Below are 12,805 nucleotides of genomic sequence, written 5' to 3' on the forward strand. Positions count from 1 at the left end.
CCACTCCGGAGTGGAATGAGTAGTAGCGGTGTTGCTGATTTGATTGATTTGGTATAGTAAAAGAATGGATTATTTAATACTGTTTTTGCTGGGGTTGGCGGTCGGTAGTTTTTTAAATGTGGTGGTTTATCGGGTAAGGCACGGTGATTCGGCGCTGCGCGGACGATCCTACTGCGATTATTGCAAGGTCAAGATCGCCTGGTATGACAATATTCCCCTCCTCTCCTTTCTTTTATTGAAAGGCCGATGCCGGAAATGCAAAAGGAAAATTCCGATTGAATATCCCCTAACAGAATTAGTAATCGGCATGGAGTTTGTCTGGATTTATTGGCTGCTGACGGTTAATTTTAGGTTTTTTGGTTCCTGGGAAGGATTTTACAGTTTAGCCCTGCTTCTCTACTGGCTGATTTTGTTTTCCGGTTCTTTGGCAATTGCTTATTTTGATCAAAAATATATGCTGATCCCCGATCAAATTGTCTGGCCGTTAATTGCGGTGAGTATTATCAGGTTATTTTTCTCGCACCAATGGCTGGTGTTGTTAGTTGGTTTGCTGTCGGCGGGATTTATCTGGTTAATCAGATTAGTTTCCAAAGGAAAAATGGGTGACGGTGATATCCTGCTGGCTTTATTACTAGGTCTGGTTTTAGGCTGGCCCAGGATTGTCGTGGCTTACTTTTTGGCGTTCTTGACAGGAGCAACTGTGGGCACTATATTGATATTAATTAAGAAAAAGAAGTTCAAGGACAGAATAGCCTTCGGGCCATTCCTTTTATTAGGAATGATAATAGCTAAATTATGGGGAGGAATTATATGGCAGTGGTATCAAAAGGTTTTACTCTTTTAGAGTTATTAGTGACAATTTCGATAATCGGCATTTTATTGGCGATTGGGTCGGTCAGTTTTTCCACGGCGCAGAAAAAAGGCAGGGATGCCCGGCGGCAAGGTGATATGGTGGCCATTCAAAAAGCGCTGGAGCAATGTTACAGCGTGGATGTGAGATATCCCGAAGTGAGTTTCGGTTCAAGTTTGATTTGCACGGCTGGTCAAACAACGATGAATCAGGTTCCGAATGATCCGAAAAACACCGGTACATATGTTTATACTTATACGACTAATTCCGGAACCACAAACACCATTTATTGTTTGTGTGCGTATTTGGAGAATACGGGAACAGGCAACGCCAATACTGTTGGAGCAAATGGGGTTTGTAGCTGGGCTGGAACCAAAAATTACTTTTGCGTGAGTAACCAACAATGAAAAAAGTTTGCCTACGCCAGCGGGGTTTTACTTTTATAGAAATGTTGGTAGTTGTGACGATTATTGCTGTATTAACCATGGTGGGTATTGCTAACTTCCGGGTAGCGAATCAAAAAGCCAGAGATGGCCGCAGGCAGGGAGATTTGGAACAAATCCGGGCGGCCTTAGAGATGTATCGGACTGACCTAAAAGTTTATCCAACTACAGGTAATTTAAGTTTATTAACACCCAGTTACATTGGCACAATACCAGCTGATCCGACTACTGGACGTTTGTATCGTTATACCAGCGCTACCGGGGCAATTTATACATTATGTGCGGCTTTGGAGTTGGGAGGCACAGATACTTGCAGTGGCAATTGCGGCACAGGAATAACCTGTAATTACAAGATTAGCAATCCCCTATGAAGTTGGGGTTAGGGTTTACGTTGGTGGAGTTGCTGGTGGTGGTGGCTATTAGCGCGGTTCTTTTCGGCGGCGGGCTGGCGGCTTACCGGGGAATTGGAGATAAACAAGCGGTGAAGCAGAACGGAGCCACGTTTTTGTCTAATTTAAGATCGGTCCAACAGAAAGCCTTGGCTTCGGAAAAACCGACGGACTGCGGTACAAATCCATTCAAGGGTTATAGGGTTAACACTAGCCATTCATCCTATTATACAGTGACGGCTTGGTGTGTAGGCGGGGTAGCAAAAAAAATTGATTTGACAGACGGGGTTGAGTTTGTAGACCCGTTTAATATTTATTTTCAGGTGCTAAAAGCAGAGGTTCTAGGGGCGCAGACGGTTACTTTATCCAAAGGCACTACCAGTTATGAAGTAACTATTGAACAAAGAGGGGTGATCAGCGGTGAACTACTTTAAGACAAATAATTCAGGCCAGTCGTTGATTGAAGTGGTGGTAGCAGTAGGCATGATGGCTTTGTTATTAACGGCGATTTTAGCCTTAGTGTCTTTGTCAGTAAAAAACAGCCGCGTGGCGAAAGATCGAGCCCAAGCAGTGAGTTTAGCCCAAGAAGGCGTGGAGTTGATGAGGACTTATCGGGATTTTAGCTGGAGTCAATTCTCCGGCCAGGCGGACGGAACAACGGCTTATAATTTACCTGAGGATTGGACAGTGGGGCCGGCTTTATTAAGCAATTGCCAAATAAACATTAATACTTTTTTTAAACGCTGTGTACTTTTAAGCCAAAATCCAACACCAGTGACTGTTAATGTGGTGGTATCCTGGAAAGAAGGCGCGCAAACTTATCAAACAAATCAAGTAACGCAGTTGACTTTATGGGAAAGATAAAAGGAAAAGGTTTTACACTGATTGAGGTATTAACCGTTTCGGGAATAATGGTTTTGTTCAGCATTACTTTAGTGGCGATATTATTGGGGGCATTCCGAGGCGGCGGCAAGGCCCAAATATTGCAGCAATTACATGAGGATGGTGATTTTGCCCTCAAGGCAATAACCAGAGAAGTGAGAAGGGCAGATAAGATAGCGTGCGGGGCTGGGAATTTAACGTTAACAATGCCGTATGGAGGCACACCGATTTTATATAAATTGCTTAGTGATAGAGTGGCTTCAGGCAGCGCGTTTTTAACCGGAACATTGGGAGAGGTTTCCGGGCTGACATTTTCCTGCATAAACGGCAGTGGCGGTAACCAGATTGTGACCATCAAATTTACTTTAACTGTCGGAGATACGTCATCCCAAGTTCAAGAAAAATTCAGCCAAAATTTTGCCACTTCGGTGGCTACTAGGCAAAAATAAACTAATAAGTTACTATAGAATTATGAAACAAGGTCAAGCGGTGTTAATTGTGCTTTTAGTGGCGGCGGTGGCTTTAGGCTTTGGTTTGTCGATTATTTCCCGATCAACGACGGATGTTAAAATCAGCGAGCAGGAAGACCAGGCGTCGAGGGCATTTAATGCGGCAGAAGCCGGGATAGAGGCCGGTTTACAAAATTTAGCCGTTGGGACTTATCCTTTACCACCGGTGGCGGGAATTACTGGTCAATATTCAGTTACAGGAGTTAATGTTTTAAAGTTAGAGACCTTGAGTGAAAACGATGTGGCCACAGTAGTTTTGGGAGGAGCAAACACTTTAACGGTTGAGTGGGGAGAAGCTTGTCCCGGGACGGCATCTTTGGAAATAGCAGTAATCGACAAAGACGGGAATGTTAAAAGAGACGGAATTAATGCCTGTACGGGATACGACAATGGTTTAACCGATATATCAACTCCGGGGACTGATGGTTATTTAAGAAGTCGTTCAGTGACAGTAGGGGTGGATGATCGGTTGGTGCGGATCAGGCCGATTTACAGCCAAACGAAGTTGAGGGTGTACGGGTCAATAGAATTACCGCCGCAAGTGTATCAGGTTAATTCAACGGCCCAAGCGACGACTCTAGAGTCGAAAGCGATTAACGTGACCAGAACCGAACCGGCGGCGCCGGCAATATTTGACTATGCTTTATTTTCCGGGACAAACTTAGTACAATGATAATATATAAGGAGAAACCTGCCCATGAAAAATTGGTTTGGCTTAGACATCGGGTCTAATCAAGTTAAAGTTTTACAAGCGGAAAAAGTCAGTCAAGGATTTAGAGTTGCCCGGATGGCAGCGGTGCCGCTTAAGGCCGATGGGTTAACCGAGGCGATTAAAACAGCTATCAAGGAAGCAAAAATAAAAGCTTCAAGCGAAGTCAATGTTGCTTTAGCGGAAAGTGAAGTTTTTACCAGAATTATTGAGGCGCCGAAACTATCAGAAATGGAGTTGGCATCTTCAATCCGGTATGAAGCGGAACAATATATCCCCATTGCTTTATCAGAGGTGGAGTTATTTCATCAGATTTTACCGATTGATGAAATTAAGAGTGATAAATCGATGAAGGTGTTATTGATTGCCGTACCAAAAACCCGAATTCAACAATTAATGCAAATCTTTGATCAGGCGGATTTGATTCCCGGTGGCCTAGAAACAGAGCTTTTTAGCTTGAAACGGATTTTAGGCGATGAAAAGAAAGTTCAGATTTTAACCAGCTTCGGCTATAAAACCACCGACCTAATGGTGTTGAATCATAACATCCCCAGCTTTACTTACTCAGCTAATGTCGGCGGGATGGCTTTAACTAAGAGTTTAGTTAATGAATTATCTTTATCTTTTGAACAGGCGGAGGAATATAAAAAAACTTACGGATTAAGGGAAGATTTACTGGAAGGAAAGGTGGCTAAAATTTTACAACCTTTTATTGAAGAAATTATTGAGCAAATTAAAAAGGCGATGATTTATTTGCAACAACAGGGTTATAATAAACCTCCGAATGAACTCATTTTGGCCGGCGGCGGAGCCATGCTGGCCGGACTAAGTGGTTTTTTAGCCGCTAAATTGAACATAGAAGTGGTGATCGCTGATCCTTTTAAGAATTTTCTTCATGACGAAGATTTTAAAAAGAAGTTTCCCTATGAAAATAGCTCTCAGTGGGCAACAGTAACAGGGTTAGCTTTAAAAGGGTGGCTATAAATGGAGATAGAACTAATTAAGAAAGAAATAAAGAAAGTTAGAGATCGGCAGAGATTAAAAAAACTGGCCGGGAAAATTCTGGTTTTAATTCTGTTTGGTTTAAGCGGGATAATGATTTTTGTGTCTTTATTTAATTTATCGATCAGCGCAATAAATAAAAAACTGGAATTGCAGTTGAATGTTATTAAACAAAAGATAACTGATTTAAAAGAGGTGGAAACGAAACAAGTATACTTATTAAGCAAGCTACAATCTTTTAAAGATTTGTTAAAGTTGCAGGAACGACATCAGGCAGTAGCCGAAGCAGTTTTTGCGCTTGTTCCGGACGGGACAAGCCTAAAAGGATTTGATGTTAATGAAAGCGGGATAATTAAACTGGCAGGTGATGTAGCTGATTGGGAAACATTTAATCTATTACTTGGTCATATCAGAGAGGCAAAAGCGGGAAAGTTAATCATTGTTAATGCTCAGGTGGATAAAATTTCTTTTGACAGTAAAAGCGGGATTAATTTTGATATAAATCTGCAATTATCCGGAGGCAATGTCAATTAATGAAAAAATATAGAAACTTAATAATTTTAAGTTTATTGGGGTTAGCAATGATAGGAGTGATTTGTGGTCCGATTTTAACGGGCTTATATAGTCGTTTGACGACTAATAAGCAGTTAAATCAGGAGTTGAAGGCCATGGAAAAGAAGTTGGCGGATTTAGAAGGAATTGATAAAAATTTAGTTAATGAGCGAGTGGTAAAAATGGAAACAGTTTTTCCCTCCGATAAACCGGTGGTGCAATTGCTCTCAACGTTAACACAATTATCGGGTAAATATAGTCTTAATTTTGGCGGGGTATCTTTAAGTCCAGGCAGTTTGACAGATAATCAGACAACCAAAGACCAAGCGGAGGACAGTTTAAATGATATGAAGTTTGGATTTGAGGTCGGAGGAACCTTTGATAATATTTTAAATTTTATGAAGGAGTTAGAAAGAGCGGCCCCATTAATGAAAATAGACAAGGTTGGTTTAATGATCAAGACTAGTCCCCTAGTCAGCGAACAACCAACAGAAGTGGCGGCGAAAATTGACGTTTCGGCTTTTTTCAAAGGTCCGCCGAAAACTATCGGAGCAATAACAGAGCCGGTAGCTTTATTAACCAGAGATGACGAGGCAATTTTATCAACGATGTTTACTTTTACTCAATTTCCGGTAATTCTACCGGTGGCTCAGACCGGGAAAGTTGATCTGTTTGCAGCGGGTCTTGGAGACTAACTTTGACTTTTAATCCTTGTTTGATGGCTTTAACTTTGGTTAGTTCCCGGATACTATTGATGATTTTGCCGCCTTTGCCGATTACCTTACCCATATCGCTAGGATCGACAGTGATGGTAATCAGGTGAACGCCGGATTCATCAATATCTTCCGTAACATTGACAGCTTTAGGTTTATCGACAAGATTCGTTACCAGGAATTTGACTAAATTAAGCATGGGTTTTAATTAGGCGGCTGACGGTAGCCGTGGGTTTAGCGCCATGAGCAATCCAGTAATTAACTTTTTTTAAATCAATTTTAATTGTATGGGGATGAGTATTAGGGTTATAAGTGCCGATTAAATCCAGATATTGACCGTCGCGTTTGCTTCTTTTTTCGTTGACCACAATTTTATAAGTGGCGTAATTTTTTTTGCCGGTACGGGTTAGTTTAAGTTTAAGCATAGGGAAATTATAGCAGATTTAGCGGCATGCTGTTGGGCTTCTTGTTTGGATTTGCCCTGACCAACGCCGGCCAATTTTTGTTTACAATAAACTTGGACGGTAAAAATCCGATTATGGTCCGGCCCGGAAGTTTTAACTAATTTATAATGCGGGGCAATTTTGAATTGCTTTTGCCATTTTTCCTGAAGTTGGCTTTTAAAATCGGCAATTTCTAATGTTTCAGAAAGATGGGAAAACTGGTTAATAAGTTGTTCTTGAATAAATTTCTTAACGGCAGTAAGTCCTTGATCAAGATAAATAGCGCCAATAAGAGCTTCAAAAACGTTGGCTAAAAGCGAAGGGTTTTTATCACCACCGGCTTTTTTCTCCCCACGGGAAAGAATTAATTGACTGCCAAGATTCTGGTTTTTGGCGGCGGCAGCTAATGTTTTTGTCTGAACAATTTGGGCCCGTTTACTGGTTAATTGACCTTCGGGAAGGTGGGGGTATTGATGATAAAGGTAATCAGACACAATTAATTCCAAAACAGCGTCGCCTAAAAATTCCAATCTTTCATTGGAAATCTTACTGCCTTGTTTTTCGTTTATAGCCGAGCGATGAGTCAGGGCGGTGGTTAATAAAAAAGGGTTTTTAAACTGAATCATTTTTTAATGATGGCGCCTAAAACGCCATTAATAAATTTAGGAGTAGTTTCACTGCCATAAGTTTTAGCTAACTCAATTGCTTCATCTATCACCACCTTTGGCGGGGTAATGCCGGCCTTCATTTCTTTAACCGCTAATCTTAAGATAGCCAAATCAACTTTATTTAATTTATTAATCGGCCAATCAGGGGCATTTAGACTGATGATTTTGTCTATTTCTGTATTGAATTTTTCATTACGGAAGATCGAAGAAAAAAGTCTTTTAAATGATTTAATTCGTTTAAGGTGGCGGGGGTCAGAAACTGATTTCATCAATATTGACGGCAATTGGGACACAAGACGTGAGGAGGTTTTTGTTGATGGCAATGAGGGCAAGGGACAAGGGTAGGTTTAGTTAAATGAATAGCTGCCCGGCGTTTTCCCTGACGGCGAGTAGAAATTTTTCTTTTAGGCTGCGGTGGCATATGAATTTATTTTATGCTTTTCTAGTTCTTTTTTCAAGAGCGGAGTTAGATTTTTTAAATTCGAAACGGCGTTCTTGGTTCTTTCGATTAAATCTGTCTCAGTTAATGAAGCAAATTTTAAATCAAAAAAACCATGTTGCTTTAAGCCATATAAATCGCCAGGACCGCGTAGCTTTAGATCTAGTTCGGCTAATTTAAGTCCGGAAAAGTTAGTTTCGAGATATTTTAAACGGGTAAAGGCAGATTGGCTTTGACTAAAAATAAGACAATAAGAATCTTTTTGGCTGCGGCCGACGCGACCGCGGAGTTGATGTAATTGGGCTAAACCAAATCTCTCCGCGTTTTCAATTAAAATAATGGTGGCATTAGGAAAATCAATCCCAACTTCAATGACTGGCGTGGCCACTAAAATATTAATTTTATTTTTCTTAAATTTCTCAAGAAGTTTGGTTTTTTCTTTATTTTTAAGGCGGCCGTGAAGTAAGCCTAACTTTAAATTATTAAAGACAGACTTTAATTGATTAAACTCGAGCGAAACGGCCTTAATGTCTTTCATTGTTTCTTTTTCCGAGGGGTCAATCAGTGGACAAACAATAAAGGCTTGGGTGTGATTAGTAGTTATTTCTTTGGCAATCCAATGATAAGCATCTAACCGTTTTTCAGGAGGGACAACCCACGTTTTTACTGTTTTCCTGCCGATAGGCATTTCATCAAGGAGGGATAAATCCAAATCAGCATAGACCGTTAAGGCGAAGGTTCGGGGAATTGGGGTGGCGGTCATAGTTAATAGATGCGGAGTAATTTTATTTTCTGTCAGAATTTGTGAGCGTTGACGGACGCCGAACCGATGTTGTTCATCAATTACCAACAGGCCGATTTGTTTGGAAATTTTTCTGAATAAAAGGGCATGGGTACCGACTAAGATGTGCGGAGCGCGGAGCGCGGAGCGCGGAGATTTTGTTGAGGAAGTGACTAATTGAATTTTAATACCGGTGTCAGCAAAAACTGTTTTTAAAGTTTGATAGTGTTGATTGGCTAGTATTTCTGTTGGGGCCATCAGGACTGATTGGTAGCCGTTTAAATAGGCAGCAAACATAGCAATGGCCGCCAAAACGGTTTTACCTGAACCAACTTCTCCTTGTAATAAACGGTTCATCGGCCGGTCTTTATTTAAATCAGCCAGAATTTCTTTTAAGCAGCGGTTTTGGGCGGAAGTTAACGAAAATGGCAAAGAGCTAATTAGGTTTAAAATCTTTTCCTGATCAATTTTAAATTGGTAGGATAACTTTTTTTCCTGCCAAGTTTTTTTTCTTTCCAGAGCCTCAAGTTGTAATAAAAACATTTCGTTAAAGCTTAAGCGTTTGACGGCGTCGTCAATTTGCCCTTGATTTTTAGGAAAGTGAAGCTGATGCAGGGCAGAATTTAAATCAATTAAGCAATATTTTTTTTGAATGTCTAAAGGCAGCCAGTCAGCAATTTTTATTTGTTTTAAAAGATAATGAATGCGAGAACGGAGCCACTTGGAAGAAACACCGACGGTTTCTGGATAAATCGCTACGAGACGGCCAGTATGAATCAATTCTTGCCCCTCTTTAATTATTTCGTAGTCGTTGCCGCTGAAACGGATTTTAGTTCCTAGTGTAAGTGTTTTAATAAGAAAAGGTTGATTGAAATAGGTAATTTCTTGATTACCGTCGTTAGTTTTAACAATAATTTTTTGAACTGTTTTGCCAAACCGAGTGTAGAGATTGCGGCTGCTGACAATGATTCCAATTTTAGCTTGGCTCAAGTCTTCATAACGGAAAGGATAGTGATGAAGCAGGCCTTCGACAGAACTAATATTTAATCTTTTTAGTTTATGGGCATAAACCGGACCGATCAGGAAGAGTTGATCGATTAGGGTATCGAGGGTGAGTTGAGGCATTATCTGAGGGAATAAAACAAAGGTAAAAGTGAGCCGATTAACAGACTGAGGCTGGAAATAGCGACCAGAATGGTAAAAAGTCTTTTTTGGCGTTTGTTTAATCTCATACGACTTTAACGAAAGTTTTTTGCCCGATTTTTAAACGGTCCCCTATTTTAAGCGGGGCGTATAGATCGGTAGTTTTAAGATTGTTAATATCAACGGCCCCTTGAATAATTAATCTTTTGGCTTCAGCGTTGCTAGCGGTAATTTGAGCTAAGGTTTTAATCAAGTTTTCTTTAAATTTGATGGTTTCTTTGTATTCCGGGGCTTTTTGCTGAAACGTTTGCTCAAAATGTTTTTGGGCAACTTTGGCGTTGTTTAATCCATGGTATTGACTGGTGATTTCTAAAGCTAGGGTTTTTTTAACCGTGAGAGGGTCATTTTTAGGCATTGTTTTGTCGGTGAAAAATTCCCAGTAGTCGGGCATTAATTCATCGCGCACGGCCATCAACTTGGCAAACATGTCCTCGGCCGTGTCAGTCAGCCAGATACAATTACCTGAAGTTTTGTTCATTTGTTGGCCATCGGTGCCTAAAATCATTTTTCCGGCCAAGACAAATTTTTCCCGGTGATTGATTTTTTGCTGCAGTTCCCGACCGACGAGCATGTTAAAAATTTGATCAGTACCGCCTAACTCCAGATCAACGTCCATAACAACGGAATCGTAACCTTGTAAAAGCGGATACATAGTTTCGTGATACCAGACAGTGTCTCCAAGTTTTAGTCGTCTTTGAAACATTTCTCTCTTAAAAAGCTGGACGGCGGAAATTTTCGAGGCAATCTCAATAATATCTTTTAAATTCATTTTTAAAAGCCAGTCGCCATTATATTTAATTTTGACTTTATTAAAATCAATAATTGGCTTAACTTGGTCTTTCCAAGTTTTGATATTCTGATCAATTTCCGTTTGAGTTATTAACTTTCTTGCGGTTCCCCGCTGGGAAGGGTCGCCAACCAAAACCGTGCCGGTGCCGAAAAGCAAAATCGCTTCGTGGCCAAGATCAGCGAACTGCTGAAGTTTTCTTAACATGACTGTATGGCCTAAATGTAAGTTGGTGGCCGTCGGGTCAATTCCCAAGTATAGCTTGATCTTTTTTGTCTGCATCAGTTTTTTCAGACCTTCCTTGCTGGGTAAAATCTGTTCTACTCCCCTAGCTAAAACCTGATCGATAGTTATTGGCATATTAAATTTATAATTGATTTTAGTTTATTTTCCAACGGTGTTTTGTTGGGAAAAGCATTAATCAATTTCTCAAATAATATTGTAATACGATTTAAATGGTTTTTCACCGCAGGATTTAACTTAGCAACATTCCACTCCGGAGTGGAATGTTGATCAATTATTATTCTAGCGGCGGGGTCGGTAGAAAGGTATGGACTTTCTTGGGGTTTATTAGGATTAATAGTGACTCCGGGTTTAGTAAAAATCGACTGAATCGGAAGACCAAATTGTTGGTCAAAATGAGATTCGTCAGTTTTATGATTAGTTTCGGCTAAAGAAAAACTCCAGCCGATTTTAAGGCCGCAATTATGTTGGTTAAAAAAATGTAAGACATCTCTTGTTTCCAGTGCTTCGTAAGATTGCGGTAAAGCATTGGGGAAAATTTCTGACGCCTTAAATATATACCAATTTTCAAGCTTAAAATTTGTAATAATTATTTGAATAATTTGATGTAAATTAGCAGCGGCCTTTTTACACTGTTCCCTATCAAGATTATTCGCCAGCCAGGCGTGCTGATCGGCAACTAATAAAAATACCTGACTTTTTGGGATTTGAAGCTTAACAAATTCGGCGGACAAGAGAAAACCAATTAAGTCAAACGGCGCAGCCTGGCTGATTTTGGTTTCAGTGGCGATGCCGGTACCAAGAAAAATATTTGGTTTTGTTTGGTCCACTATAAAATCTGCCTGGTTAGGCCAAAAAAGCGGATTTTGCGATAAATTTATCATAGGTGCTGAGGGAGGGATTTGAACCCCCGAAGCTTAAAAGCAACTGTTCTACAGACAGCCCCGATTGACCGGACTCCGGCACCTCAGCATAAAATGGAGCACATCAGCCAAAGGCTGATTGGCCTATGGCCAAAAAAATCCCGCTAAGTGCGGGAGTCAAGTCAAACAGATAAATTTATCTGTAAAATATTGACGTGCTCCGTTGCCGACACACGCTAGTTCTGTGACGGGAACTCCCGTAGCTGATTTTGTCAGCTCTGCTCCAGAGTGTAAAAATTCTCTTTCATCGCTTTATTAGATTGTCAAAGATGGGTGTATTATAGCACAGAAATTAAAAATCCGCAAGAGTCGGGAGTTGGAGGTGATTTTCAATCCGCCGGGTCCGTTTTTCCAGATCAAGATAGTCATGTTCAAAAAGATCAATAATATCGTCAGTTTTTTTGTCAATTTTTTTGACGTCTTTTTTCAATCCAAGAACATTTTTCCCGGTTTCTTTTGATTGTTGTTCTAAGTCTATTACCCTGTTGTTTAGGTTTTTTAATCTATCTTGAAGCTGCATTCTTGAAAGTATAATTTCCGCTCGTAAGCTTTTCTGTCCAGTTTCCGATTCGGAAACCACTTCTTCTCTAACAACTTTTTTAATTTTGCTTAAATCTTGCTTGGTTAACATAAGTCTAAATTAGCACGTTAAATTTACTTTTTCAACCAGGAAACGCCCAGATAAGTAAACGGGGTTTCGATAATCGACATAGAACATTTTAAGAACCAGTAGGGCCAGATTAAAGAAACTAGAAAACCAATATTACCAGGGGCATAAAAAGCTAAGGAATAAAAGATAACCGTGTCAAAGAGTTGGCCAATAAAGTTGGATAAGTTATTTCTCAGCCATAAATTTTTCTGGCCTAATTTTTCCCTGATTTTGCTAAACACGAAAACATCAAAGCGTTCGCTTAAGAAAAAAGCGGTTAGACTGGCTAGAGTAATGCGCAAGGACTTGGCAAAAATTAAGTTATAAGCGTCGTTGGTCGGCAGAAAACGTTTGGCTGGCGGCAAGGAAATACAGAGGAGGTTGTAAGCGGCTAAACCAATTAAAATGTATAAACTGATTTTAATAAAACTGCGGGCGCGGGCTTTGCCGTAAACTTCAGTGACAATATCGTTAATGGTGAAGGTTAAGGGAAGGATAAAGATACCGACGGCGGCTTTAATAAAACCGATTTGAAAAATTTTGCTGCCGAGTAGTTCGGCGCTAACAATAGCGGCGATGTAGACAGCCAAGAGTAAATCAAGTTTCTGAGTTTTGTCCAT

General features: G+C 40.3%; 20 protein-coding genes and 1 tRNA gene. 10 read left to right on the forward strand and 11 right to left on the reverse strand.

Going from position 1 to position 12,805, the window contains the following annotated elements:
• Positions 1–64: 64 nt before the first annotated feature.
• Genes NTZ93_01280 through NTZ93_01325 form a run of 10 tightly spaced genes read left to right on the forward strand, consistent with a single transcriptional unit; the run spans position 65 to position 6,031 of the window.
• Positions 65–844, forward strand: coding sequence for a prepilin peptidase (locus NTZ93_01280; GenBank protein ID MCX6816488.1), 780 nt, complete (start codon positions 65–67; stop codon positions 842–844).
• Positions 811–1,257, forward strand: coding sequence for a prepilin-type N-terminal cleavage/methylation domain-containing protein (locus tag NTZ93_01285; GenBank protein MCX6816489.1), 447 nt, complete (start codon positions 811–813; stop codon positions 1,255–1,257). The genes NTZ93_01280 and NTZ93_01285 overlap by 34 nt, the downstream gene beginning before the upstream one ends.
• Entirely contained in the window at positions 1,254–1,664 is a 411-nt protein-coding gene (locus NTZ93_01290) for a prepilin-type N-terminal cleavage/methylation domain-containing protein (GenBank protein ID MCX6816490.1), read from the forward strand. The genes NTZ93_01285 and NTZ93_01290 overlap by 4 nt, the downstream gene beginning before the upstream one ends.
• Entirely contained in the window at positions 1,661–2,116 is a 456-nt protein-coding gene (locus NTZ93_01295; GenBank protein MCX6816491.1) for a type II secretion system protein, read from the forward strand. Before NTZ93_01290 ends, NTZ93_01295 begins: the two co-directional genes overlap by 4 nt.
• A complete protein-coding gene (locus NTZ93_01300; protein ID MCX6816492.1) occupies positions 2,103–2,546 on the forward strand; it encodes a hypothetical protein in 444 nt (147 codons plus the stop codon). Before NTZ93_01295 ends, NTZ93_01300 begins: the two co-directional genes overlap by 14 nt.
• A complete protein-coding gene (locus NTZ93_01305; protein ID MCX6816493.1) occupies positions 2,534–3,013 on the forward strand; it encodes a type II secretion system protein in 480 nt (159 codons plus the stop codon). Before NTZ93_01300 ends, NTZ93_01305 begins: the two co-directional genes overlap by 13 nt.
• A 22-nt stretch (positions 3,014–3,035) precedes the next feature.
• Positions 3,036–3,746, forward strand: a complete 711-nt coding sequence (locus NTZ93_01310) for a hypothetical protein (GenBank protein ID MCX6816494.1) — start codon at positions 3,036–3,038, stop codon at positions 3,744–3,746.
• A gap of 24 nt (positions 3,747–3,770) precedes the next feature.
• Positions 3,771–4,766, forward strand: coding sequence for a type IV pilus assembly protein PilM (gene pilM, locus NTZ93_01315; GenBank protein ID MCX6816495.1), 996 nt, complete (start codon positions 3,771–3,773; stop codon positions 4,764–4,766).
• Positions 4,767–5,318, forward strand: coding sequence for a hypothetical protein (locus tag NTZ93_01320; protein MCX6816496.1), 552 nt, complete (start codon positions 4,767–4,769; stop codon positions 5,316–5,318).
• On the forward strand, positions 5,318–6,031 hold the full coding sequence (locus tag NTZ93_01325; GenBank protein MCX6816497.1) for a hypothetical protein: 714 nt from the start codon (positions 5,318–5,320) through the stop codon (positions 6,029–6,031). Before NTZ93_01320 ends, NTZ93_01325 begins: the two co-directional genes overlap by 1 nt.
• Here NTZ93_01325 and NTZ93_01330 read toward each other — a convergent pair.
• The 11 genes from NTZ93_01330 to NTZ93_01380 form a co-directional block, all read right to left on the reverse strand.
• On the reverse strand, positions 5,955–6,248 hold the full coding sequence (locus NTZ93_01330) for a KH domain-containing protein (protein MCX6816498.1): 294 nt from the start codon (positions 6,246–6,248) through the stop codon (positions 5,955–5,957). The two genes, NTZ93_01325 and NTZ93_01330, sit on opposite strands and share 77 nt — an antisense overlap.
• Positions 6,241–6,474 (reverse strand): 30S ribosomal protein S16, encoded by a 234-nt coding sequence (rpsP, locus tag NTZ93_01335; GenBank protein ID MCX6816499.1) that lies wholly within the window; start codon positions 6,472–6,474, stop codon positions 6,241–6,243. The genes NTZ93_01330 and rpsP overlap by 8 nt, the downstream gene beginning before the upstream one ends.
• A complete protein-coding gene (rnc, locus tag NTZ93_01340; protein MCX6816500.1) occupies positions 6,456–7,118 on the reverse strand; it encodes a ribonuclease III in 663 nt (220 codons plus the stop codon). Before rnc ends, rpsP begins: the two co-directional genes overlap by 19 nt.
• Entirely contained in the window at positions 7,115–7,429 is a 315-nt protein-coding gene (nusB, locus tag NTZ93_01345) for a transcription antitermination factor NusB (protein ID MCX6816501.1), read from the reverse strand. Before nusB ends, rnc begins: the two co-directional genes overlap by 4 nt.
• On the reverse strand, positions 7,429–7,587 hold the full coding sequence (gene rpmF, locus NTZ93_01350) for a 50S ribosomal protein L32 (protein MCX6816502.1): 159 nt from the start codon (positions 7,585–7,587) through the stop codon (positions 7,429–7,431). Before rpmF ends, nusB begins: the two co-directional genes overlap by 1 nt.
• Positions 7,565–9,505 (reverse strand): ATP-dependent DNA helicase RecG, encoded by a 1,941-nt coding sequence (locus NTZ93_01355; GenBank protein MCX6816503.1) that lies wholly within the window; start codon positions 9,503–9,505, stop codon positions 7,565–7,567. Before NTZ93_01355 ends, rpmF begins: the two co-directional genes overlap by 23 nt.
• A 103-nt stretch (positions 9,506–9,608) precedes the next feature.
• A complete protein-coding gene (gene tyrS / locus NTZ93_01360; GenBank protein ID MCX6816504.1) occupies positions 9,609–10,730 on the reverse strand; it encodes a tyrosine--tRNA ligase in 1,122 nt (373 codons plus the stop codon).
• Complete coding sequence (locus NTZ93_01365; protein ID MCX6816505.1) at positions 10,721–11,497, reverse strand: hypothetical protein; 777 nt, start codon at positions 11,495–11,497, stop codon at positions 10,721–10,723. The genes tyrS and NTZ93_01365 overlap by 10 nt, the downstream gene beginning before the upstream one ends.
• Positions 11,498–11,500: 3 nt before the next feature.
• A tRNA-Tyr gene (locus tag NTZ93_01370) sits at positions 11,501–11,585 on the reverse strand.
• Between the two features lie 243 nt (positions 11,586–11,828).
• A complete protein-coding gene (locus tag NTZ93_01375; GenBank protein ID MCX6816506.1) occupies positions 11,829–12,167 on the reverse strand; it encodes a hypothetical protein in 339 nt (112 codons plus the stop codon).
• Between the two features lie 23 nt (positions 12,168–12,190).
• Positions 12,191–12,805, reverse strand: a complete 615-nt coding sequence (locus NTZ93_01380; protein ID MCX6816507.1) for a queuosine precursor transporter — start codon at positions 12,803–12,805, stop codon at positions 12,191–12,193.

The sequence above is a fragment of the Candidatus Beckwithbacteria bacterium genome, from assembly GCA_026397255.1.
Classification (GTDB): Bacteria; Patescibacteriota; Microgenomatia; order UBA1400; family CG1-02-47-37; genus JAPLVF01.